This window comes from Alteromonas sp. ABH4_452, from assembly GCF_056311825.1.
The window spans coordinates 4,417,032-4,439,405 of record NZ_CM149973.1 but is presented as its reverse complement, the minus strand read 5'-3'; the positions used below and the strand labels follow the sequence as shown (position 1 = coordinate 4,439,405).

Sequence of the window (22,374 nt, the reverse complement as noted above, 5' to 3'; positions counted from 1 at the left end):
ATGTAATGTCAAACGATGCATCCATTGGCAAATCCGTTAATAACGACGCTTTAGCTTCAATTGAGCGTCGTTTAAAGCGAGAGCGAAATGCCAGAGAGCAAGCCGAAAGTTTGCTCAGAGAAAAAACCCAAAGCTTATATGCTACTTTGCAAAAGAGCCAACGTGCGCAAAAGGACCTAGAACTTGCCCTTTGGGCTTCGCAAGAGTCATTTTGGAGTTGGGAGGCGCAAAGCGACATAATGGAGATTCGCTCTTTTTCTCTTCACTCACAAAGCGTATCTACGTGGTCGGGTACCCTAATTCAGCTTTCTGAGCGGGTACATGAAGACGATTTAGAAGGGCTTCAGTTTCACTGGACCATGGCACTTCACGGCAATCGCGATCGTGTTGAGTTTTCCTTTCGCTTAATGTTAGAAAAGGGTTATCAATGGGTAAGGTTACGCGGCCGCGTACTAGAGCGGGGAAGCTCGGGTGAAGCATTGCACATTGTCGGAACTACCAAAGATATAACCCAGCAGCGTAAAGCCGAGCAATCTTTCCATTTAATGGCCTCTGCGTTCGCTAGTTCAAGAGAGCCTATGTTAGTCCTTTCTCCCGACTTGGTTATCACAGAATGCAATGATGCTTTTATCAAATTGCTTGGTATGTCAGTAAAAGAGCAATGTGTAGGGTTGGATTTCAATCAAATATTCATCGCAGAGAAAGTTAATAAAGCGCAATTGGCCATCGATAAGCAGGTTCGATTTGAGTCAAAGATAAAAAACCAAAGCGGCGAAATGAAAGTGGTAGATATTTCTGTAGCTTTGTTCGAAACCTATCAACAAACCTCGACTTATTTAATCGCAACAATGCGCGACATTAGCGATAGAAAGCGCAATGAGGCGAAGCTACGTCAACTCGCCTTGCACGATGAATTGACCGGTCTTTCTAATCGTAACTCGCTACGTGAGTCTATTTCAGTGTTAGTGAAAAAAGTGCAGCCTTTTTCTCTCGTGTTTATCGACCTAGATGGGTTTAAAGCCATAAATGATAATGCGGGGCATGAAAGAGGCGATGCCGAGTTGCAGCGCATGGGAGCATTACTTACCGGTATGTTCGGCCCCATTGGGGAAGTTGGCAGGTGGGGCGGTGATGAGTTTATTGCCGTAGTGCCTAACCAAAATATTGAAGAAATTGCCGAGCGCTCACAGGAACTTATTAGCCAAATTGAAGAAGACGCCATTGTTGTAAAAGGGACAGAGCTAAGGCTGTCGGCCAGTATTGGCATTGCAGAATTTCCAGAACACAGTAACAACATTGAAGGTTTAGTGCAGTGTGCCGATGCAGCAATGTATCGCGCCAAAGAGCTTGGGAAAGGGCAAACCTTTGTCTATGAGCCAGGGCTTTATGAAAGCATGACACAGCAAGTTAGTATGGTGAACGACTTGCGCAAGGCCGTAGAAAACCACCTTCTTGATTTTTATATTCAGGGTAAATATGACTTAAATGGCGTATTAAAGGGTGGTGAAGTGTTGTGCCGCTGGATCTCTGGATTGCACGGTGTCGTATCGCCAGCAGTGTTTATCCCCATAGCAGAAGAGCACAAGTTAGATAGCGCCATTGGTTTACAAGCGCTAGAGGCTGCCTGTGACTATATTTCGATAATGGAGTCGCAACAAGGCGAAGCTATTCCGCTGTCGGTAAATATTAGTGCTAACCAAATGCTCGACCCAGAATTTCCTGACCAAGCAGCCTCTATTTGTTTGGATAACAATATATCCCCGGAATTTATAGAGTTAGAGCTCACTGAGTCGGTGTTTATTCGGGACGAAAAATCAGCGCTAAGAGCATTAAATACACTTAGAGAGAGTGGTTTTAGATTGTCTTTAGATGATTTTGGCAGTGGCTTCTCATCACTTAGCTACCTGAGGAGTTTTCAGTTTGAGGTGGTCAAGGTAGATAAAAGCTTAATTCAAGGTATTCACCAAGATAGCAAAGCAAACGCGCTTTTTAATGGTCTGATAGCTATGTTGAAGAGCCTGCAAATAGATGTGGTGGCTGAAGGGGTAGAATTAGAGTCTTATCTACCTTTTATGGAGCAAGCAGATATTAAATTAATGCAGGGTTTTTACTTTGATAAACCTATGCCTTATGACCAGTTTCTTGCCAGGCATACCACTGAGCCTAATCGTTAACGTCTTCTGTAAAGCGTAAACAAAAAAAGCCCTAACGGGCTTTTTAATGACTAAACAAGCGCGTTACTTAGCGTTTGTACTTTCAAAGATTTTATCTGCCGATGCAGCAACAAAGCCTTTATAAAGTTTACCGTCAGGCATTTCATAACGCTGTGCGAATTCGTAAAAGCAGCTTGGAATAGCCACAGTCTCATCGCTAAATGCTACGTCAGCACGGTCAGCCATAGTTGACGATTGGGCTAAAAATACGTCTGGACCGCCTTTGATCTCGCCGCCTGAGGTGTTTAGCACAAAGCCTGCTTCTTTAAGCAATGTATTTACGTCGGTCAACTCGTCAGTGCGGGTTAAGTGATTAACACTTACCGTAAAGTGGTTAGCACGAAAGCCCCATGCTGCCATCCACGCCGCGTATTCTGACTCGTTAAGCAGTGTGTCGTACTCTACTTTAGTCACGTCCCAATGCTTACCCGAGTACAAGAAGTTATCTGCATCCACTACAGACTCAGGCATTTGATCAACAAGCTTTTTAATAATTGTTTGAGCTGCCTCAGACAATTCATTTACACGTAGCTCGCTAATAAATACTTTTGGTTTAGTATCGTCAGGGTGCTCAAAGTGCTTTGCAGTCAGCTTTTTAGCTTCAAAGTCATAGTCGCCTTTCGCTTCATAACCCAATGCTAAGAAGTGTGCAGCAAGCTTGTCTAAGCGAGTTTTATCTAAAGCAAAAGTTCTAAAAGCCACATGGTCGTTAACGATATCGTTCGTGTGTTCTTCACCGGCCAAAAGTGCATGGATTTTATGCGCTGAGGGAGTGATGGTTACGTAATCGTCCCACATGTTGCTAAACAACGTATCGATGTTGCTATGCATAATGATAGGGTCCTTTCTGTCGTCGACTATTTCTAAATGAATAGTTCGTATAGGGTTGGTGCTTAATCGGCCGACGCACTCTGCATCGGCCTTTATATCGCTTTAAAAGCTTAGCTTACATTGACAAGCCTGGGCTTAATTTGCCCGGCATAGTGACTTTGTCTAGCTCTACGGAAGCTACTGGGTATGCACAGTAGTCAGCGGCATAAAACGCGCTTGCTCTGTGGTTACCACTATCGCCCACACCGCCAAACGGCGCAGCGCTGCTTGCACCGGTAATAGGTCTGTTCCAGTTTACGATGCCCGCACGTATACGCGCGAAGAAGTAACGATAGTCTTCTTCGTTGTCACCTAGAAGACCTGCTGACAAACCAAAGCTAGTGTTATTCGCTTCCTCAATGGCTGCGTCGAAGTCGCTGTAGCGAATTACTTTAAGTAGTGGACCAAAGTGTTCTTCGTCTGGCAGCGAAGCAAGCATGTCGGTAACGTCAATAATGCCTGGGGTAGCAAAACCTTTGCTTTCGTCTTTTTGTTCAAGGCGAACTAACACGTTACCACCAAGGTCTTCAAGTTCTTGCTGCGCTTTCACCATAAGTGCAGCGGCATTGCTTGAGATCATAGCACCCATAAACGGCTGGTCTTCAGCATCGTAATCGCCAACTTTAATGTTTTTGGTTACTTCGATTAAGCGAGCAAGGATTACATCACCTTGTGCATCGGCTGGTAAGAATAGACGACGTGCACACGTACAGCGCTGACCTGAAGTTATGAAAGCAGATTGCACGATATCGTGTACTGCCGCATCAACATCAGCCACGTCTTTCACAATAAGTGGGTTGTTACCACCCATTTCAAGTGCCAAGATTTTACCCGGGTGTCCTGCGAACTGCTCGTGAAGGATTTTTCCAGTACGAGAACTACCTGTGAAGAACAGACCATCGATGTCGTTATGCGATGCCAATGCCTTGCCTGTTTCAACCTCACCTTGTACTAGGTTAAGTACGCCCGCTGGCAGGCCAGCAGCGTCCCATAGTTTTACCATTTCTTGTGCAACCATAGGCGTCAAATCGCTTGGCTTAAACACAACCGTGTTTCCTGCAATAAGGGCCGGAACAATGTGTCCGTTTGGCAAATGGCCAGGGAAGTTGTATGGGCCAAATACAGCAACAACGCCGTGAGGCTTGTGTCGAATGAAGGCTTTACCTACAGGCATTGGGTTTTCAACGTTACCCGTGCGTTCAAAATAGGCTTTTTCAGAAATACCAATTTTGCCCATCATGGCGCCCACTTCAGTGGCAGTTTCCCACTCTGGTTTGCCCGTTTCTTTAGCCATAACTTTGGCTAGATGCGCTTTCGCTTCTTCTAGCTTAGTGCCATAAACCTTGATGATTTCTAGACGCTCTTCAACGGTTTTCATGCTCCACGCTACAAGTGCAGCTCGAGCGGCGTTAATTGCGTCATCAATTTGAGCGGCAGTCGCAGACTTACCTTCCCAAATTACTTCGTTTTTTGCAGGGTCAACTGACGTTAAGTCGTGACCTTGTCCGGCAACCCATTCACCGTTGATAAAATGTGTATGTAGCATAGTGGGTGTCCTTTTAATCTCTGAATGTAACGGGGGCAAAGCGTACGTGCTCTCCCTCTTTGACATTCAATGCAGCAGCGGCTTGGCGAGATAGCACGGCAACTTGCTTTTCTTCGCTTACCGTCATCTCGGTGGCGACTGCACGAAAATCAGATACTGATGTATTAATGATGTAGTGCGTTTGCCCTTGGGCAGCAGCGCTATCGTCAATCAAAACAGGCAGTTTTAAACTCGACTGAGCCGTGCGGATGTGGCTCAAGTTTGCTTCTACCGTTGGGCCTGCGTCGAAAATGTCTACGTAGCCGCGGCAAGAAAAGCCTTCTTCTTCTAAAAGCTGAAGTGCAGGGCGTGTTTTGTCGTGGACTTCGCCAATGACTTCTTGCGCTTCTTTGCTAAGCAGATTTACGTATATCGGGTACTTCGGCATAAGTTCAGCAATAAACACTTTATTACCAATGCCAGTTAAGTAGTCGGCAGTAGGAAAATCCATAGAGAAGAAATGGGTTTCCAACCACTCCCAAAACGGTGAGCGTCCTTCTTCGTCACTCACACCACGCATTTCAGCAATAACTGTCTCTGAGAAGCGTTCACGGTGCTCCATCATGAACAAGAATCGAACCTTTGAAAGGAAGCGGCCGTTTATGCCGCCGCGGGCTTGTTCGCGAAGAAACAGGGTACATATCTCAGTAACACCGGTGTAGTCATTACAAAACGTTAGAATGTCTACCGTGTTGTGAATGTTAAGCTCGCGCGAGGCGTGCACTACTTTGCTTAGGTGGTAATGATAGAACGCATCGTCTATACCAACAGCCGCTTCAATACCTGTTGTTCCCACTACCTGTCCGGTAGTGGTATCTTCCATTACAAACAAGTATGACTCATCGCCAGGTTCAGTTACGTTTGGCTTGTTGAACGCGGTTTCTGCACGATCAATTTTACGCTGCAGCAACTCGTCGTTGACAGGTAAAGACGTAAAGCCAATACCTGATTCAACGGCGATTTCTTTAAGCGCGTTATAGTCGGCCTTCGTGATAGGGCGAATGATATTCATGTTCGCTACTCGTGTTGTAATTATTCGGCGTTTACAACGGCAGCAACGGCGCGTTCAAAACGTGCAAGACCTTCTTTAATGTCTTCATCAGGAATAACCAGTGAAGGTGCAAAACGAATAACGTTAATGCCAGCAACCAGACACATAAGGTTCTCTTTCGTTGCAGCCATCATGAAGTCGCGTGCACGGCCTTGGTATTTCTCATTCAATGCACAACCTAACAACATGCCTTGACCACGTACTTCTTCAAATACGTTGTACTTGTCATTGATAGCGCCAAGTAATTCGCGGAAAAGGGCTTCTTTCTTAAGCACGCCTTCAAGCACTTCTGGCTGGTTCACGATATCTAACGCTTTTTCCGCAACCGCACAAGCCAGTGGGTTACCGCCGTAAGTACTACCGTGGGTACCTGGCTTAAGATGTGCTGCAATATCATTCGTTGTTAGCATGGCGCCAATTGGGAAGCCGCCACCAAGTGACTTAGCGGTAGTTAAGATATCTGGTGTTACGCCAAGACCCATATATGCGTAAAGGTGACCGGTACGACCCACGCCCGATTGTACCTCATCGAAAATTAGCAGAGCATTGTGCTTGTCACATAGCTCACGAACGCCTTTTACGAAATCTGCATCAGGTGGAATGATTCCGCCTTCCCCTTGAAGCGGCTCCATCATTACTGCACAAGTTTTATCTGAAATTAGTGCTTCAAAGGCAGCTAGGTCATTGTAGTCACAGTGATCAACAGCGCCTGGCTTAGGACCAAAACCATCAGAGTAAGCCGCTTGACCACCTACCGTTACGGTAAAGAAGGTACGACCGTGGAAACCTTTATTAAAAGCAATAATTTGATTCTTGTCTTCACCGTGCTTATCAAGTGCCCAACGACGAGCAAGCTTAAGTGCCGCTTCGTTAGCTTCCGCACCAGAGTTGGCAAAGTAAACCTTGTCAGAGAAAGTTGCATCGTTAAGCTTTTTAGCAAGGCGAAGCGCTGGCTCGTTGGTAAATACGTTACTTAAATGCCAAAGCTTGCTGCCTTGTTCATTAAGTGCTTTAACTAGCTCAGGATGGCAGTGACCTAAAACGTTTACTGCAATACCACCTGCAAAGTCGATGTACTCAGCTCCATCTTGATCCCATACGCGTGAACCTTCACCTCGAACAGGTACCATACCTGCTGGGTTATAGTTAGGAACCATTACATCATCAAATGTAGCGCGAGTTACGTTCATCTTTGTTACCTCTGCATTGGGCGCCAATCGCCTGCTTGTCTAATCAATGCGCACGTTTCATACGTGCTGCGTGAGTCGATAAGCACTAATTTGGCGCATAAAAACTAATCGGATTTGATTTACAGTATGCCATTTTTTTTAACATTTGTCTTCTATGCAAAGGGCTGCAGCCCTTTATTTATAAGGACTGTGGCTTAATTTGCAGGAAAAGTGAATAACTATTAACTACTGGGCTATATCATTAAGTAATAATCAATTTTTACGTTAAGAAAAGCGCCGCGTGGTGGTTTTGTGGTGCTTTAACAGAATAAAAGGGGGTAATGCGCCGCGACAAACTTGCCTGTTTACCCGTGCTGAAAACAGGCAAAGTACTGAGGTACGGCCGATATTTTTGAGTATCAGACATCAACTACGAAAAAAGTGCATAACCAATGCATGAATATCCATAAAATATTTCACGTTTAGTGCACTATTTTGCGTGATTGGTGTTCTAAATGAGTAGGGTGTAGCTAAAAGCTCTAGTAACTATCTTCATTTTTCACCAAGGGAAGGGTGAAGATATCCGTGCTTTTAAGTGCCTCAAGTGCACCCGCAGGGTATTTTTGTTCAGCGAAAAGTGGTTTTACTTCTTTAATGTCGACAAGCTTTAACTGATGCAACATGCGTATTTGCGTATAAGCACGTGCTTGGTGCAGTATTTTGCTCAAGGTCTTGGCCTGCGCAGGCTGTTTATCAGCACATGCACGCATTGGCTGTGCAATTGGCAGGCGGGTAAAGTGCATCCACTCCAAAATATCTGCGCTTATTGCATCAGCAAATTCTTGCTGTAAGGCAATAAGGTGGTTTGCTGATGGCGCAATTTTTAGCAAAGCCTCGTGCCGTCTTTGTTCTTTATCTTTTTGACACTCTTGCAGCAGGTGCAGCTGAATTTTATCAAACAGCTTAAAGTAAAGCCGCGTCACGGCGCAACGGCCTAAGTTACTTACCATTGCCAACACGTAGGCTTGATTCTTATTCAGGTCGCTTAATGTAGCAAGGCGCTTAGCGGTCAGCGCAATGCCCGTAGAGTACTGCGTTAGTTTTTGTTTTATCAACGGGTATGGATCGGTAATTTGAGGCATGGCACGCTTTAATATCAACGAGGGGATTAGCGTACGCAAGTTTTCGATACCTAAAAAGCTTAAAGCGGTACGTAAGGTTTCAACCACAATAATACGCCCTCGCGAGTCTTTTCGCCTGAATCTGGGCGTATTTACTACTACAATAAGTTCGTCGTAAAGCCATGGCATAGTGGCGACTATAGGCTCGAGCTTTGACACTGAGCATGCTTTGACAGATAAGGCATCTAATAGCTCACCAATGTTTTCAGGCAAGTTAAGCACTTTCTGAACGAGTTCATCGGTATAGCTGAGTTGTTCAGTAAGTTCACCAAGCAAAATCTCGTGAAGGTGGTGGCTAACCGATTCTAAATAAGAGGCTTCTGTTTTTTCCTGTAGGCGTTTATTTTCAATTGCGACTTTTTCAACGTGAAGTAAAAGCCTACGTGCGTCACCCTGTTCTGACTGTTCGAAGCTGACTTGGCCCACCTTACGCTTTCCTAGCATTTCAAGCACGCGCTCGGGTGATACGATCATATTTTCAAATCGATCATCTATCGTCGGCGGTGTGGTTGCCCCCATGGTCATATTAAAAGCACTCCTGCTCATAACTTTTTGGTGAACGGCGATATTATCGTACATTAGGGGCCTTTATAACGTTAGCTACGGTAATGATGAAAATGTAGCTACCACTTAAAAGCACAGTTAGCACCCTGCAATGATTGATATCGCTTATGTAGTTTTCAACATAACGCTCAGTTAGCGCTTGGCTAAACTTGATTATGAAAAGTTAAACGAAAAATCAGTGAATTGCGAATTTTAACGGCCTTCAAGCGCAACCTTTTACACTATGTAGGGTATCGGCAATACGCCTGTAGACTTAAACCTTTTTATGATGAAGAAAAGCTTCAAGCACGCTATGACCGTGTTCGGTAAGTAATGACTCAGGGTGATACTGAACACCCCATATAGGGTAGCGATTATGGGAAACTGCCATAATTTCTTTTGTACCCAACGCTGTCTCACACCAAGCATCGACGCGTAGTGATGGCGGTAAAGATTCAGGGCTTAACACCAGTGAATGGTAGCGGGTTACATTAAAGGTGTTTGGTAGCCCTTCAAATAGCCCTGTGTTGTGATGGGACAATGCTGAAACTTTGCCGTGTTTAATTTCTTTTGCGCCTACCACTTCTGCACCAAAGACTTGACCTATGGCTTGATGACCTAAGCAAACGCCCATTATGGGAATTTCACCGGCAAAATGCTCTATCGCAGATAAGCTGATACCCGCTTCGTTAGGCGTGCAAGGGCCTGGCGAGATAACAAGCTGAGAAGGTGCTAAGCGCGATATATCATCAAGATTGAGGGCGTTGTTTCGCACTACTTCAACGTCAGCACCAAGTTCTGTGAAATACCTAGCAAGGTTATGAGTGAACGAATCGAAGTTATCAATTAACAGCAACACAGCAGTGTTAATCCTTGATATATCTATAAAACAACGGTTAGAACATGAAGCGCTTTATTAACGCTTCATGTCTTTTACGTACAGTATTTAAGTTACGGCTTTGGAATAAAACCCACTGCTTTGTAAACTTTGGCCAGCGTCTCTGCTGCGCGTGCTGATGCTTTCTCCGCACCCTGGCGCATAACGTCGTCTAAGTACGCTCTATCCGCACGAATTTCAGCATAGCGGGTTTGGATAGGCTCTAGTAAAGATACCACCGCATCTGCAACATCACCCTTTAAGTGACCGTACATTTTATCGGTATATTCAGGCTCAAGCTCTTTTACTGTTTTACCCGTTGCTAATGAAAGCAGGGTAAGTAAGTTAGATACCCCTGGTTTCTCGGTCGGGTTGAAGTATATATTAGCTTGTTCGTCAGAGTCGGTTACCGCGCGTTTAATCTTCTTAGCCAGCTTCTTAGGATCTTCTAACAGACCAATAAAGTTATTGGGGTTGTTGTCTGACTTAGACATTTTCTTTTCTGGTTCTTGCAGGCTCATGATACGAGCACCGAACTCTGGAATATAAGGGTCAGGTAAACGGAATACGTCGCCATATAGGTTATTCACGCGGGTAGCAATGTCGCGAGTTAATTCAAGGTGTTGCTTTTGATCTTCACCCACAGGGACTTTATCCGCTTGATAAAGCAAGATATCTGCTGCTTGAAGCACAGGGTAGCTGTACAAGCCCACATTGATATTGTTCTCGTTTTTCGCAGACTTATCTTTAAACTGCGTCATGCGGTTTAGCTCGCCCATTTGAGCATAGCAATTTAATACCCAAGACAGCTGCGCATGCTCAGGGACATGTGATTGCAAAAAGAGCGTGCTCTTTTGTGGGTCAATACCGCAAGCTAGATAAAGAGAAAGGCCGTCTAGACAGGCTTCGGCAAGCTGCTTTGGATCTTGCCTTACGGTGATCGCATGCAAATCAACAATCATGTATAAGCAGTCGTGATCGTCTTGCATGGAAACCCACTGTTTAAGTGCACCCATATAGTTGCCAAGGGTAAGTTGTCCTGAAGGCTGGCAGCCACTTAATACAACGGGTTTATTACTCATTTCTATTTACCTGTAATACGTTAAATTCTGTTAAAAACTAAGCTTTAGACAACAATGAAAGTTCATCGCGCATTTGCGCAATCACATCGCTGTAATCGGGTTGGGAGAAAATGGCCGAACCAGCCACAAACATATCTGCACCAGCTTCTGCTATTGCGCGAATGTTATCGACTTTTACGCCACCGTCAATTTCAATTCGAATATCATAGCCGCTTTCTAGTACACGCTGCTTTACCGCACGTACCTTATCTAGGGTACTGGGGATAAACTTCTGGCCGCCAAAACCAGGATTCACCGACATAATAAGGATATGGTGTAGTTTATCCATAACATGATCTAGGTAGTGTAGCGGCGTAGCCGGATTAAATACCAAACCGGGTTTGCAGCCTGCATCAATAATGAGCTGAAGAGAGCGGTCTATATGTTCAGACGCTTCTGGGTGAAAGCTTATGTAGCTTGCGCCCGCGTTAGCGAATTTCTCAATAAGGTCATCTACTGGCTTTACCATAAGGTGAACATCAATCGGCGCGGTTATACCGTAATTTCTCAATGCTTCGCAAATCATTGGCCCAAACGTAAGGTTTGGCACATAGTGGTTATCCATCACATCGAAATGCACCACATCGGCGCCTGCGTCTAATACTTTTACTACGTCTTCACCAAGTCTGGCGAAGTCGGCAGAGAGTATTGATGGGGCAATTAAAAAGGGTTTCATTACGTGTCCTTCAAGTCAAAAACAATAAGGTGCGTTGCCACTTACGATATAAGGTTGCGAAAGTTTACCCAAAACCATGCTTTTTTACTATGTAAAGGGCACATCAAGGATGATTTGACATAAATTTAAGACAGACAACGGTAAAGCGTGTCGCTGCCCAATTTTGGTGAGGCTGCGTTTTATTGGTGCGTTTTTAAACTGCACTTCACCTGATTCAATTACAGAAGTATTGAGTGATGAATTTATAACTTGTTTTTTATCAGTGATTTAAAAATAAAATGGCAAGCTTTTTTAATGAACCATAAATGGGCATCAACTTTGCGTTATCCAGTCCAAAAAGAAAACACAGACAGAAAAAACGAATTACAACAAGTTTGAATTTGACTGGAGAACACACATGAAAACATCTACAAAAAGAACCCTACTTGCCGCTGCTATTTCTTCAGCGTGTCTACTAACTGCAATGCCTAGCTATGCTGAAGGCGAGTTTACTGCCAATGCTAGTGCAACCAGCAACTACATTTGGCGTGGTCTAACACAGACAACTAACGAAGCTGCTGTACAGGGCGGTATCGACTACGCACACGAAAGCGGCTTCTATGCAGGTACGTGGGCGTCTAACGTGAATTACGGTGCAGGTGACGTATATTCATACGAGCACGATATGTATTTTGGTTTTGCTGGCGAGTCTGACGGCATTGCGTATGATTTTGGTTACCTTTATTACAACTACGATGATGAAGCGAACTTCGACTTCGCAGAATTATACGGCTCGGTAGGTATGGGTGGTTTAAGCCTTACCGTTTACTTGCTAGCTCACACCGAAGCTGATGAGGGCGAAGGACAGGACTTTGGTTTTGCGCAAGCGTCTTATACGACTCTTGGCTACACCACTGAAATTTTAAATGGCACTGAACTTGGTTTCCACGTTGGTTATCACGAAGGTGATTTCGCTGAAGCGTTTAACGGCGTAGAAGGTTACATGGACTACGGTATTTCAATCGCAAAAGACGGATTTAGCTTTGCAATTACAGGCACTGATCTTGATGATATGGGCGGTGACGACGAATATGATAACGATGCAGTTAAATTTACTGTAGCTTATTCAGTAGATTTCGAGCTTTAAAGATTAATCTAAGAGGCCTAAGGATAGGCCTCTTAACCTAAACGTTGAGTAGTAAAAGCCTAATGTATTTGCATTAGGCTTTTCAATTTAAAACGCAACGCATTTTTAACTTGTTCGTTACTTGCTTTTGATTATAATGAGATTAAATTTTAAACGAGTGTAAGGGGTATTCAGGATGAAAGTTCTTCCTTTTTTTGCGATTTGCGGAGCCGTCGCCCTAGTTAGCGTGGCCGTTACAAACCCGCCAAGCTCACGCTCGTCTGTTTGTGAATTTCAGCCTGTTACCGAGTTTAATCCAAAGCTTCCTGCAAGCCACATTCAAAACCAGTGCGCCCGTCATCAAGAGGGAGTTGAAGAGGTTAGCTGGCTGTCATGGATAGCAGGAAAATCACCGTCCTTTCAATTTCACTTTTTAGATTTACTAGAGTTGCTTCACAGCGACGATGGTAATCGGGATTTCACTTCACCTTCAAACGACTCTTAAGGGGATATTATGCAATCTGGTACTGGTTTTTGGTCAGTTCTAGGTAGTGTAGTGGCAAGTTTGTTTGGTGTTCAAAGCCATAAAAATTATGAACGTGACTTTACTAAAGGTACCTTTATCAGCTTTGCTGTTATAGGTGTTATTTTAGTCGTGGTATTTGTCGTATCACTTTTCATGTTTGTAAAGTGGTATACAGGCTACGGCTGATAGCCCCCTCACACTGAGTAAAAGCGCTTCATTGCTTCAAATAGGTGTTTGCTAACCTTTTATCTCGCAATAATTATTCAGCAGAAGCCGACTGAGCTACTTTTTTCTTGCGTGTTTTCCGTTTCACAACGACTTTCGCGGGTGGAAAATAAGCTAATATTTCATCTACTGGCTGTCGCTTCGCGCCATTTTGACTAATAGAGCGTTTAACTGACAGCATGCTAAAGTCTGCACCTTGATATAAAGCACGAGTTAGCGGTAAATCGTGGTTCGATATCAAAACCGGTATACCACGTTTTTTAGAAGCTCGGGTGGCCAATTCTGCCAGTTTTTCTTGGGATTCTTGCCCAAAACTTCGCGCCGCATAACTGGTGAAGGCTGCTGTCTTACTAATAGGTGCGTATGGAGGATCGCAATAAATAACATTGCCTCGCCTAGCCCTTGAAAAAACCTTCTCAAACGGTAGGCAGGTAAAAGTGGCCTTTTGTGATTTTTCAGAAAACACAAACATTTCGTCTTCTGGAAAGTAGGGCTTTTTGTACCGGCCAAAAGGCACATTAAAACGACCTTGAAGACTATATCGACACAAACCGTTGTAGCCGTGGCGGTTCAAATAGAGAAAAAGAATAGCGCGATAGTATTCGTCTTGCGTGCCGTTGAACTCTTCACGCAGGTCATAGTACATCTTCTCTTCATTGCGGCTCCCGTCAAAAAACGCACGCGCATCGTTAATAAGCGCATCGGGTTGCGCTTTTAAGAAGTTGTATAAGTTAATGAGGTCAGGGTTGATGTCATTAAGCAGGTAGCGTTTGTATTGCGTATTCAGAAATACAGATCCAGCACCAACAAACGGTTCTATGAGTTTGTTAGCTTGCGGTAATCTGGCCTGAATGTGCTCAACCAAGCTGTACTTGCCACCGGCCCACTTTAAAAAGGCACGGTTCTTTTTCTGCATCATGCTTAAACGTTACTACCTAGACGGAATGAAGACGGTGGTTTTTCCTTGCGCCGCCGTTCCAAGGGAAAGGGTCGTCTTTATACTTTTATGCTGATCAGTATCAGATATCACCACGCTAAAGGTAGATTGTAACTTTCATCAGTAAAACGGACAACCAGCAAGTGTCGCAAGAGTGGAATTTAGCTAAATTATCAGAACTAATTAGGTGCTTTTGACTTTGAATCGGCTTAATTTTGCGCTTTATCTATTTCAGCTAGGATCTGACTACCTCGCTTTATAAACGCATTTTGTCTGCCTGGATATTCAGGTAACGCTGCGCGAGTTTGCTGTGCTTGTGATAGTGAGGGATAAACTTCTCGGAACACAACCACAAACCAATCGCCGCCGTAGCGTTTAGTTTTATAAATGTGGGTTTGCTCTACAAGATTGTTGTCACGCAAGAACGCATTGAGCACCGATTCGCTTTTCATGGCTAACATTTGAATGGCGTAATCGTTAGCGTCAATCCATTGGTTTGCTTGCAGTGATGTTTGGTTCACATTTTCGTTTCTTAGCGCCGTATCAGTGCTTTGCGTGTTCGTTAGTGCTGTTTGTGTATTCTCTGCAGCCGTTTGCTCAGTACTTTCACCTCGACTAGCCTCGACAGAGGAAGAGTTACTGCTTTGCGCCCTTGAAGTAATACTACTATTGTCGCCTTCTGTTTCAGACAAAGAACCTGCATCAGGTAATGAGGATACTGCGCTTTCCCAGTCGGTAATTAGCGAGTCATTCTCTGCTATTTCGTTTTCCACTGGCTTATCAAGGGTTGATTGACCGGTTAGCTCAGGTGGTGCACTTGGTGTCGAGACAATTTCCACATTACCGGTTTGTGCGCTTACGTCACTTTGCATTTCAGCAACGGTGACTTCTCTGCTTTTTTTCTCGCCGGTATTGAGGCTTTCGTCACCATCGCCGTCAGCAATTAGCTTGTTATAGGCTGAACCTGGTTCAACCTGATTTTCCTTAGTTTCAACAGTTTGCTGGCTAATAGGAGAGAAAATTGATGCGAGCTTTTCACCGTACTGCCAATAAATAAGGCCAGAGAATGTGGCTAGAAACACCAGAGCTACACCAGCATAAAACCATTTTGTTTTTAGCGGGTTAGTGAATGTCTTAGTATTTTCACGTTGTCTATTTTCTAAATGAGCCTGAAACGCTTCTCTTCGAGAAGCTATCATTTTATCGAGATCTGACTCGTAATTAGGCTGCTCGCTAATCACAGACTGGCTGCTAATAATAAGCGGTGTTTCAGTATTTTTAGCTGGAAGCCATTGTTTAGCGCGCTCAGCCCATGCGTTATTTGCAAATAAAAGCACGTTTAAATGCTGTTTGTTTCCAGCAAATCGACTTTGTAATACCAAATCCCACAGCTCTTGTAACAGTGCATCAGGAAGGTTATGGGCTTGGGTGATAGCAATTAGAATTGGGCCTTCGTGGCTATTCAAATCAGAAAGTAATTCATTGAGGGGACGAACAAAGCTTCCCACTACTTGACCGAGCAGCTGCCGACAAAGCTGTCTACGATAGTCAGAAGGCTCCATATTATCTTGCGCGGTCAAATACGCAATTTCGGTATCGTCGTGCTGTTGAAAGACAAAGGCTTCAAGGGTTTTTTGTTGTTGAGCAATAGACTCACCGCTGACAAAGATCAGCTGAGAGGAATAGTTAACCAGATATTCCAAACGTTCATGCAGTTCACTTTGCATGGGAGTTTGCCCTTATTCAATGTTGCTTTAAAACTAGTCTAGCAACGCACCTTATTCTCAGCTTCCCAAGTCTCGGGAATAATGAAAGGGCACGCTGCCAGTTTGTCGTGAACGCGATTGATTAAGAGAGAATGTCAGTAAGGATGGCGTCGGTGACGTCTTTAGTAACAACCGCTTTGCCAATGCCTTGAGGAAGTACAAATCGAATACTGCCCGCTTCCACTTTCTTATCGCGCTTCATGTGCTTAACATAGTCGTCTTTCGTCATGCTACTAGGCCCTGCAATAGGCAGTGCAAAAGCTTCAAATAGCGCTGTCACGCGTCGTGTTTCTGACGCTTCAAACCATGTTAATGCTTCAGCAGCTTTACAAGCAATTATAGTACCAGCGGCTACCGCTTCGCCGTGTAGCCAGTTACCATAGCCTTGTTCGGCTTCAATGGCGTGACCAAAGGTATGGCCAAGGTTAAGAATGGCGCGTAAGCCACCTTCCCGTTCATCTTTCGCAACAACGTCTGCTTTTATTTCGCAGCAGCGAGAAATGGCGTAAGTAAGGATTTCAGTATCAAGTGACGTAAGTGCGTTAACGTTTTCTTCAAGCCACGTAAAAAACGGTGCATCGTAAATAATGCCGTATTTAATAACTTCTGCCATACCAGCAGCAAATTCTCTTGGGGGGAGTGTCGCTAGCGAGTCGGTATCGATAGCAACATAAACAGGTTGGTAGAACGCACCAATCATGTTTTTACCTAGAGGGTGGTTTACCGCTGTTTTCCCGCCTACCGAGGAATCAACTTGGGAAAGCAGGGTAGTGGGCACTTGAATAAAAGGTACACCGCGTTGGTAAGTCGCTGCAACGAAGCCTGTGAGGTCTCCTATCACACCACCGCCAAGGGCAATAAGCGTTGTATCTCTTGCTGCATTAAGCTCGAGAAGACGGGTCATGACCACTTCGAACTGTTCTAAATTCTTATACTGTTCGCCGTCTGGCAGAATGATGGTTTCAACTTGAACGTCACCACATGCTGCTTTAGCGGTTTCTAAGTAAAGGGGCGCAACGGTCTCGTTTGTTACGATAACCGCCAGCGGGCCTTTTATGTAGGCACTAAAAAGGCCGGGTTGCGAAAGCAGCCCAGCCTCTATCTGTATAGGATAGCTACGTTCTCCAAGTTCCACAGTTAAGGTTGACATTGGCGTAGCACCTCCTATTACATATTTAATTTATAGACCGATTTTACTGATAATTTGATTTGCTACAGCACGCGCACTTTGGTCGTCTGTATCAACAATGTAATCAGCTACTTCTTCGTAAAGCGGGTTGCGCATTTCTGCAAGATCGCGAAGAACTTGTTCTGGATCTTCGTTTTGTAGCAAAGGACGACGTTTGTCGCGTTGTGTACGTGCAACTTGCTTATCGATTGTGGTTTGAAGGTAAACAACAATGCCGCGAGCAGATAAACGATTACGCACCGCTTTAGTTACAATAGAACCGCCGCCAGTGGCAAGTACAATACCTTGCTTATCTGTCAAATCGTTAATGACGTTCTCTTCACGATTGCGGAAACCGTCTTCGCCTTCTAAGTCGAAGATCCAAGCGATATCTGCACCTGTACGGCGCTCAATTTCCTGATCCGAATCAAAAAAATCTAGGTGAAGTTCGTCTGCCAGATGTCTACCGATGGTACTTTTGCCAGCACCCATTGGGCCAACTAAAAAGATATTACGTTTTTCAGCCATATTTGCTTATATCACAACTTAATCATGTTAGGGGCAGTGCACTGTTGCCTTACCAGCCTACCCATTGACTCGTGCCTATTTAGTGTCCAATAAGCACCACTCCTTAAACCTCGCTTAAATTTCGAGGCGGGGATTATCTCAGTTTCATGCAAGGCGATGCAAGTTTTGTTACTAACAAATAGCGTATACCTGTAAATTTAGTTACAAAAAAAGCCTTAAAACAAAAAAAGCGCATTAAAATGCGCGTTTTTTGGGAGGTGAAATTTTACTTATGGCCTTTCAGTTACAATTTTAGGTGTAACAAAGATAAGTAGCTCTCGCTTCTGTTGAAGCTGCGAGGTATTTCTAAATAAAGCGCCTATAAAAGGTAAATCACCAAATAAAGGTACCTTTGATACGCCGTCCGAACTGGTCTGTTGGAAAATTCCGCCAAGTACGATAGTTTCACCATTTTCTACCAATACCTGGGTTTTGATTTCCTGGGTATCTATGGCTACCGCATCACCGGTTGATGTAGATACAGTCTCACCGCGCGTGTCTTGGGTTACCACTAAATCCAAAATTATGCGATTGTCTGGCGTAATGTGCGGAGTAACTTTAAGCGATAGCACGGCCTTTTTGAATTCTACCGATGTTGCACCGCTCGACGTTGCTTGAACGTAAGGAATTTCCGTACCTTGTTCAATATACGCTTCGTGCTGATTAGCCACGGTAATACGAGGGCTTGCAATAATTTCACCCTTGTTCTCTGATTCCAACGCAGAAAGTTCGAGATCGAGAATGGTGCCGTCTACTAAACTTGCAATTTGAAAGCCGATACTTCCCGCTGCGCTGGTCACTGGAAGGTTCACATTAAGACGGTTATCAATGCTAGGCACCACGCCTCCGGCAATGGTATCGGCCGCTTCAAGGGTGCCTGATACGCCGTTATCATCCTGGCGGTCGCTGAAGCCCCACCGAACGCCTAACTGCTCGTCAACATCATCAAGTACAGTAACCATGCGACTCTCTATCAGTACTTGCTTCACGGGAATATCTAAAGCATTGATGGTTTTTCTAGCTTCATCAATAGACGCTAAGGTATCGCGAATAAGTAATGTATTGGTTCGTTCATCCACGGTAACGCCGCCACGATCGGAAAGGATTCCACCTTCGGTAGATTTCAATATAGTGGCTAACGCTGTGGCTTTAGCATAGTTGACCGAAATATTTACCGTATGTAGTGGGGCTAAATCCGACACTTGTTTCTTAGACTGAAGCGCTTGTGTTTCGCGTGCAGATAATTCTTCGGCAGGCGCGATTAATAAAATGTTGCCTTCTAAGCGTTTGTCTAAGCCTTTAACGCGTAAAATCATATCTAGCGCCTGGTCCCACGGCACGCCAGATAAGCTAATAGTGACGTTGCCTGATACGGTGTCAGTCGTTACAAGGTTAAAACCGTTTACCTGCGCGATAATTTGTAGAACCTGCCTTACAGGAACATCTTGAAAGTCTAATGAAATCGGATCGCCTGTGTATTGTTTCTCTGCGCCCAACGCTTCTTGTTGCTCGATGTCCATCGGCGAAATTGCTACGCGCAGTACACTGTCTTTTACTGTATTTTTAACGGTAACTTGGCCAGAGTAGTTAATCTCAATACGTGCATCATTTTCATCTTCAAAGGTTTCGATGGTTGAAACAACAGTGCCAAAATCGGCCACGCTAAGCTCAACGAGCTGATCTTCAGCTAAAGCGGTATTGGTGAGCGTAAGAGACACTTTTCCCTGCGATTCAATAAGCTGCACTTTGGGAGCTTTACCAACGAACTCCACTAAGGTTACTGCCGTACTATTGGGCGCTTGGGTAAAGTCTATATTGGTAACCGTAGTAGTGGGAGCCGTTTCATTTTGCTTTGCGTTGGGATCTACCAGTAGGGGCTCTTGTGCTTTGACGGGGTGAGACACCAAAAAAGTAAATGAGAATATTGCAGCGACAGCAAAAGCCAGCCAATACCATCTAGGTGCTCTTCGAGTGAGAGACTTATTAAAAATGTATCGTTCGGCCATGCTTACTCTCCCGCCTTCGATGCTGTAGTCATTGTTGTTGTTTTCCTTTGCCAGCAGCCTGCACCATCAGGTAATAATTGTTCAATAGTAATTGAGTCGGTGCTAATTTGCATAATTTTGCCATAAAACAGCCCGATACGACTCCCTACTTTAGCTTTATGTAACGCGCCATCGTTGCTTTTTAATAATGCCCACTTTTCCCCCTTAACGGCAAAGTTGCCAGCAAGTGCAAGGGCATCTACACCATAAGCCTCCAATGCTTCCTTAGTGCGTTGAAAGTTGGGTTGTAGACAGTTTTCTACCCTTGCTTTAGCTACCGGCGCCGTATTTTTTCGCGGACGGTCGAAAGGGCTTCTAAGCGTACTTGCAGTATAGCTAAATGGAGGGTGTGTTTTGAATTCTGGGTAGGGTTCTATTTGAGGCTGTGCGCGCTCCTTAACACTTTGTGTGTAGGCCTGAAGATCGTCAAGCTTAGGCGAACAGCCTGTTATAAGTAATATGATTAAAAGAGATAAAAGCGAACGAATCATTGTTCATCTCCTTCAATATCTGAAGCATTTTCAGAACGATAGGTTTTAGCTTGTAATTTAAGAGATAAACCGCCTACTTCGCGCTTAATATCAAAGTCGTGTAGCGTAACAATACGAGGTAAGTCGGCCACTTTAGACACGAATTCGCCGAAGTTATGATAACCTCCGCTTACTTCCATTTCGATAGGAAGCTCGGTGTAGAATTCCTTTGGTACTTCTTGTTGCCAGTTAAGGAGTTCAAACGTTAGCCCAGCTGACGTACCCACGTACGTGATGTCATCAAGCAGGCCTGGCGTTTCGTTACTGGTTGGCAGACTTTTCAGCATGGAAGAGAAGTCTTCTTTTATCTTTGCAAGTTGTTCCTCATACGCTTCTAAATTAGCCGCAATGCGATATTTAGCCTCAAACTGCAGTTTCAGCTCTTGCTCCTTTAGCTCGGCGGCATCCATAATCGGTAGTTTAGGGCTTACCAAGGTGTAGTAGCTTATTGCACCTACCAATATGGCAAGAAACGCAGCGACAACTATGCGGACTTCGTTCGGCCAAATTGCGATTTGTTCAAAGTCGAGTTCGTTGAGTTCTTTTAGTTTCGAGACATCAAACTTCATGATTCCTTCGCCTCACTACTTACGATTTCTAAGGGAGCAACGTTCGGGTTTATCGAAAACGTAAGCGTAAAGTTGCTAATCGCTCTAGCCGCGCTGCTGTCAGATTTTATGGTAGAAAGCTCTGCGCCCACGAATACTTTTGAATTATCTAGTGCGCGCATAAAATCTGATAAGCGGTTGTTTGAGTCGCTAATCCCTTCTATCGTGATGATGTTATTGGTTCTTGTCATAGATTCGAAAGCCACACCTTGGGGGACCAGCTTGGCAAGCTCATCAAATACAATAGGGGCGACGTTACGGTTTGCTTGTAGTTGCTCAATGAGTGCCATACGCTGCTCAACCGCACTCTTTCTTTCTTTTACTTTTTTAATCTCACCAATTTGCGCATCAAGCACGGCTATTTCACGTTCAAGGTATTGGTTACGCGAGTTTTGATTATTAATCTGCTGGTCGATAGCTTGACCAATAAACCAAAAAATTAAGCCCACAATAGCAGCAACCGCAACTAGGCCTGCCAAGTATTGTTGCTTTTGATGTTGGCGCTGCTTTTCTCGCCAAGGCAGTAAATTTACATGTGCCATGGCGTAAAGCTCCGGCTCGCCAGACCCGCTGCTATTGCAAGCTGAGGTGCAATTTTACTAAGTCGTGCAGTATCTAGTTTTGGGTTTATAGTCATATTACTAAATGGGTTGAAGCAATCTACTTCAAGGCCTAAGTCTTGTTTCAGAATGTCTACCAGGGGCTCGATGGTAGCAGCGCCACCACTTAACAGAATTTTCTTTGGTCGCTCAGCATGCAAGGTGCTCATGTACATCTGAAGAGCGCGGTTAATATTCTGCTGAAGGTTAGCCGCGAATATGGGTAGTGTATCTTCCACCCAGTTCCCTGAAAGTGTCCCGTCTAGTAACTGACGCTCTGCTACCTCGCGCTCCACCATATGAATAGCGCTAATATCATTGACCAGTTGGTTTAGCCCAAATGCGTGCTCTTTTGTGTAAATCACATCACCATTTTTAATCACGCATATTTGAAGTAGTGAGGCGCCCACATTTATACAGCAAAGTGGCTCATCTTCAGCTTGCGGAGTGTGGAAAAAATCCAATGCATTGCCAATAGCGTAATTTTCCATATCGACAATTTTAGGCTCGAAGTTAGCCTCTCTTGCTAGCAACAACCTACTGTCGACGAGATCTTTATGAGCGGCCGTTAATAAAACATTGACCTTACCAGTGTGAGTCGCGCTTGGCCCCATTTCTTCAAAATCTAAATAGACCTCTTCAAGGGGGTAGGGAATAAGACTATCTGCTTCTATCTCAATTTGATTTTCAAGGTCGTAATCGTTCTGCTCAGGTTCCATATAGACTATTTTGCTAATAACAGACGTGCCCGCCACCGCGACATTCGCCAGCTTTAACTTTGTTTTTAACGATTTACGGATTTTTTTCAGCGCAACGCTAACCGATTCATAATCTTTAATATCTCGCTCTGAAAAAGCGATCTTTGAGATGGGTTCGCAGGCATACCCTTGAAGGACGAACCCGTCTTTTGATTGTTCTAGCCACACCGCTTTTATTTGACGCGTGCCTATGTCTAAGCCCACAATGGGCGGCAGCTTTTTTTCGAACAGCGATTTCATTTACAAGTGTCCAG

Annotated in this window: 21 protein-coding genes; 4 read left to right on the top strand and 17 right to left on the bottom strand. The window is 44.5% G+C overall.

The features are described from left to right. The first annotated feature begins 5 nt into the window (after positions 1 to 5). On the top strand, positions 6 to 2,174 hold the full coding sequence (locus tag ACYX4N_RS19085; protein WP_476055159.1) for a putative bifunctional diguanylate cyclase/phosphodiesterase: 2,169 nt from the start codon (positions 6 to 8) through the stop codon (positions 2,172 to 2,174). 63 nt (positions 2,175 to 2,237) lie between these two features. On the opposite strand, the gene ACYX4N_RS19080 is transcribed toward ACYX4N_RS19085, so the two are convergent. From ACYX4N_RS19080 to rpe, 8 genes are all read right to left on the bottom strand, one after another. Continuing rightward, positions 2,238 to 3,044, bottom strand: a complete 807-nt coding sequence (locus ACYX4N_RS19080; RefSeq protein ID WP_476055158.1) for a 2-oxoadipate dioxygenase/decarboxylase family protein — start codon at positions 3,042 to 3,044, stop codon at positions 2,238 to 2,240. Between the two features lie 115 nt (positions 3,045 to 3,159). Further along, positions 3,160 to 4,629, bottom strand: coding sequence for a succinylglutamate-semialdehyde dehydrogenase (gene astD, locus ACYX4N_RS19075; protein ID WP_476055156.1), 1,470 nt, complete (start codon positions 4,627 to 4,629; stop codon positions 3,160 to 3,162). 13 nt (positions 4,630 to 4,642) lie between these two features. After that, positions 4,643 to 5,680: an arginine N-succinyltransferase gene (gene astA / locus ACYX4N_RS19070; RefSeq protein ID WP_474809096.1), complete on the bottom strand. Its 1,038-nt coding sequence runs from the start codon at positions 5,678 to 5,680 to the stop codon at positions 4,643 to 4,645. Between the two features lie 20 nt (positions 5,681 to 5,700). Then, positions 5,701 to 6,909 carry an aspartate aminotransferase family protein gene (locus tag ACYX4N_RS19065; RefSeq protein WP_476055155.1) on the bottom strand — a complete coding sequence of 403 codons (1,209 nt, stop codon included), beginning with the start codon at positions 6,907 to 6,909 and terminating at the stop codon, positions 5,701 to 5,703. 518 nt (positions 6,910 to 7,427) lie between these two features. Then, positions 7,428 to 8,594: an HDOD domain-containing protein gene (locus ACYX4N_RS19060; RefSeq protein ID WP_476056473.1), complete on the bottom strand. Its 1,167-nt coding sequence runs from the start codon at positions 8,592 to 8,594 to the stop codon at positions 7,428 to 7,430. A 292-nt stretch (positions 8,595 to 8,886) separates the two neighbouring features. Continuing rightward, the gene (locus tag ACYX4N_RS19055) at positions 8,887 to 9,471 is read right to left on the bottom strand and encodes an anthranilate synthase component II (RefSeq protein WP_476055154.1); all 585 of its coding nucleotides are present in this window, start codon (positions 9,469 to 9,471) and stop codon (positions 8,887 to 8,889) included. 92 nt (positions 9,472 to 9,563) lie between these two features. Beyond that, positions 9,564 to 10,571 carry a tryptophan--tRNA ligase gene (gene trpS / locus ACYX4N_RS19050; RefSeq protein ID WP_334060219.1) on the bottom strand — a complete coding sequence of 336 codons (1,008 nt, stop codon included), beginning with the start codon at positions 10,569 to 10,571 and terminating at the stop codon, positions 9,564 to 9,566. A 37-nt stretch (positions 10,572 to 10,608) separates the two neighbouring features. Beyond that, positions 10,609 to 11,286 (bottom strand): ribulose-phosphate 3-epimerase, encoded by a 678-nt coding sequence (rpe, locus tag ACYX4N_RS19045; RefSeq protein ID WP_476055153.1) that lies wholly within the window; start codon positions 11,284 to 11,286, stop codon positions 10,609 to 10,611. Between the two features lie 397 nt (positions 11,287 to 11,683). Here rpe and ACYX4N_RS19040 point away from each other — a divergent pair, with 397 nt between their 5' ends. The 3 genes from ACYX4N_RS19040 to ACYX4N_RS19030 all read left to right on the top strand — a co-directional run bounded on the left by ACYX4N_RS19040 (position 11,684) and on the right by ACYX4N_RS19030 (position 13,103). Next, positions 11,684 to 12,412, top strand: coding sequence for a TorF family putative porin (locus ACYX4N_RS19040; RefSeq protein ID WP_474809092.1), 729 nt, complete (start codon positions 11,684 to 11,686; stop codon positions 12,410 to 12,412). A 175-nt stretch (positions 12,413 to 12,587) separates the two neighbouring features. After that, positions 12,588 to 12,896 (top strand): hypothetical protein, encoded by a 309-nt coding sequence (locus ACYX4N_RS19035; RefSeq protein WP_039217648.1) that lies wholly within the window; start codon positions 12,588 to 12,590, stop codon positions 12,894 to 12,896. A 9-nt stretch (positions 12,897 to 12,905) separates the two neighbouring features. Then, a complete protein-coding gene (locus tag ACYX4N_RS19030; RefSeq protein WP_474809090.1) occupies positions 12,906 to 13,103 on the top strand; it encodes a DUF2970 domain-containing protein in 198 nt (65 codons plus the stop codon). A 73-nt stretch (positions 13,104 to 13,176) separates the two neighbouring features. Here ACYX4N_RS19030 and ACYX4N_RS19025 read toward each other — a convergent pair whose 3' ends face one another. The 9 genes from ACYX4N_RS19025 to pilM all read right to left on the bottom strand — a co-directional run bounded on the left by ACYX4N_RS19025 (position 13,177) and on the right by pilM (position 22,360). Further along, entirely contained in the window at positions 13,177 to 14,061 is an 885-nt protein-coding gene (locus tag ACYX4N_RS19025; protein WP_474809088.1) for a Dam family site-specific DNA-(adenine-N6)-methyltransferase, read from the bottom strand. Between the two features lie 227 nt (positions 14,062 to 14,288). Then, on the bottom strand, positions 14,289 to 15,806 hold the full coding sequence (locus tag ACYX4N_RS19020) for an SPOR domain-containing protein (protein WP_476055152.1): 1,518 nt from the start codon (positions 15,804 to 15,806) through the stop codon (positions 14,289 to 14,291). Between the two features lie 121 nt (positions 15,807 to 15,927). After that, on the bottom strand, positions 15,928 to 16,995 hold the full coding sequence (gene aroB, locus ACYX4N_RS19015) for a 3-dehydroquinate synthase (RefSeq protein WP_476055151.1): 1,068 nt from the start codon (positions 16,993 to 16,995) through the stop codon (positions 15,928 to 15,930). 30 nt (positions 16,996 to 17,025) lie between these two features. Next, the gene (aroK, locus tag ACYX4N_RS19010) at positions 17,026 to 17,541 is read right to left on the bottom strand and encodes a shikimate kinase AroK (protein ID WP_118490478.1); all 516 of its coding nucleotides are present in this window, start codon (positions 17,539 to 17,541) and stop codon (positions 17,026 to 17,028) included. Positions 17,542 to 17,810: 269 nt separating this feature from the next. Next, positions 17,811 to 19,586: a type IV pilus secretin PilQ gene (locus ACYX4N_RS19005; RefSeq protein ID WP_476055150.1), complete on the bottom strand. Its 1,776-nt coding sequence runs from the start codon at positions 19,584 to 19,586 to the stop codon at positions 17,811 to 17,813. Between the two features lie 2 nt (positions 19,587 to 19,588). Further along, positions 19,589 to 20,116, bottom strand: a complete 528-nt coding sequence (locus tag ACYX4N_RS19000) for a pilus assembly protein PilP (RefSeq protein WP_476055149.1) — start codon at positions 20,114 to 20,116, stop codon at positions 19,589 to 19,591. Next, positions 20,113 to 20,724: a type IV pilus inner membrane component PilO gene (locus ACYX4N_RS18995; RefSeq protein ID WP_474853332.1), complete on the bottom strand. Its 612-nt coding sequence runs from the start codon at positions 20,722 to 20,724 to the stop codon at positions 20,113 to 20,115. The genes ACYX4N_RS19000 and ACYX4N_RS18995 overlap by 4 nt, the downstream gene beginning before the upstream one ends. Beyond that, the gene (locus ACYX4N_RS18990; protein WP_474853334.1) at positions 20,721 to 21,305 is read right to left on the bottom strand and encodes a PilN domain-containing protein; all 585 of its coding nucleotides are present in this window, start codon (positions 21,303 to 21,305) and stop codon (positions 20,721 to 20,723) included. Before ACYX4N_RS18990 ends, ACYX4N_RS18995 begins: the two co-directional genes overlap by 4 nt. Next, positions 21,293 to 22,360 carry a type IV pilus assembly protein PilM gene (gene pilM / locus ACYX4N_RS18985; protein ID WP_476055148.1) on the bottom strand — a complete coding sequence of 356 codons (1,068 nt, stop codon included), beginning with the start codon at positions 22,358 to 22,360 and terminating at the stop codon, positions 21,293 to 21,295. The genes ACYX4N_RS18990 and pilM overlap by 13 nt, the downstream gene beginning before the upstream one ends. Positions 22,361 to 22,374: the final 14 nt, after the last annotated feature.

Coding starts and splice junctions, on each gene's coding strand:
- ACYX4N_RS19085 (WP_476055159.1), top strand. CDS start 6: ATGTCAAACGATGCATCCATTGGCAAATCCGTTAATAACGACGCTTTA.
- ACYX4N_RS19080 (WP_476055158.1), bottom strand. CDS start 3,044: ATGCATAGCAACATCGATACGTTGTTTAGCAACATGTGGGACGATTAC.
- astD (WP_476055156.1), bottom strand. CDS start 4,629: ATGCTACATACACATTTTATCAACGGTGAATGGGTTGCCGGACAAGGT.
- astA (WP_474809096.1), bottom strand. CDS start 5,680: ATGAATATCATTCGCCCTATCACGAAGGCCGACTATAACGCGCTTAAA.
- ACYX4N_RS19065 (WP_476055155.1), bottom strand. CDS start 6,909: ATGAACGTAACTCGCGCTACATTTGATGATGTAATGGTTCCTAACTAT.
- ACYX4N_RS19060 (WP_476056473.1), bottom strand. CDS start 8,594: ATGACCATGGGGGCAACCACACCGCCGACGATAGATGATCGATTTGAA.
- trpS (WP_334060219.1), bottom strand. CDS start 10,571: ATGAGTAATAAACCCGTTGTATTAAGTGGCTGCCAGCCTTCAGGACAA.
- rpe (WP_476055153.1), bottom strand. CDS start 11,286: ATGAAACCCTTTTTAATTGCCCCATCAATACTCTCTGCCGACTTCGCC.
- ACYX4N_RS19040 (WP_474809092.1), top strand. CDS start 11,684: ATGAAAACATCTACAAAAAGAACCCTACTTGCCGCTGCTATTTCTTCA.
- ACYX4N_RS19035 (WP_039217648.1), top strand. CDS start 12,588: ATGAAAGTTCTTCCTTTTTTTGCGATTTGCGGAGCCGTCGCCCTAGTT.
- ACYX4N_RS19030 (WP_474809090.1), top strand. CDS start 12,906: ATGCAATCTGGTACTGGTTTTTGGTCAGTTCTAGGTAGTGTAGTGGCA.
- ACYX4N_RS19025 (WP_474809088.1), bottom strand. CDS start 14,061: ATGATGCAGAAAAAGAACCGTGCCTTTTTAAAGTGGGCCGGTGGCAAG.
- ACYX4N_RS19020 (WP_476055152.1), bottom strand. CDS start 15,806: ATGCAAAGTGAACTGCATGAACGTTTGGAATATCTGGTTAACTATTCC.
- aroB (WP_476055151.1), bottom strand. CDS start 16,995: ATGTCAACCTTAACTGTGGAACTTGGAGAACGTAGCTATCCTATACAG.
- aroK (WP_118490478.1), bottom strand. CDS start 17,541: ATGGCTGAAAAACGTAATATCTTTTTAGTTGGCCCAATGGGTGCTGGC.
- ACYX4N_RS19005 (WP_476055150.1), bottom strand. CDS start 19,586: ATGGCCGAACGATACATTTTTAATAAGTCTCTCACTCGAAGAGCACCT.
- ACYX4N_RS19000 (WP_476055149.1), bottom strand. CDS start 20,116: ATGATTCGTTCGCTTTTATCTCTTTTAATCATATTACTTATAACAGGC.
- ACYX4N_RS18995 (WP_474853332.1), bottom strand. CDS start 20,724: ATGAAGTTTGATGTCTCGAAACTAAAAGAACTCAACGAACTCGACTTT.
- ACYX4N_RS18990 (WP_474853334.1), bottom strand. CDS start 21,305: ATGGCACATGTAAATTTACTGCCTTGGCGAGAAAAGCAGCGCCAACAT.
- pilM (WP_476055148.1), bottom strand. CDS start 22,360: ATGAAATCGCTGTTCGAAAAAAAGCTGCCGCCCATTGTGGGCTTAGAC.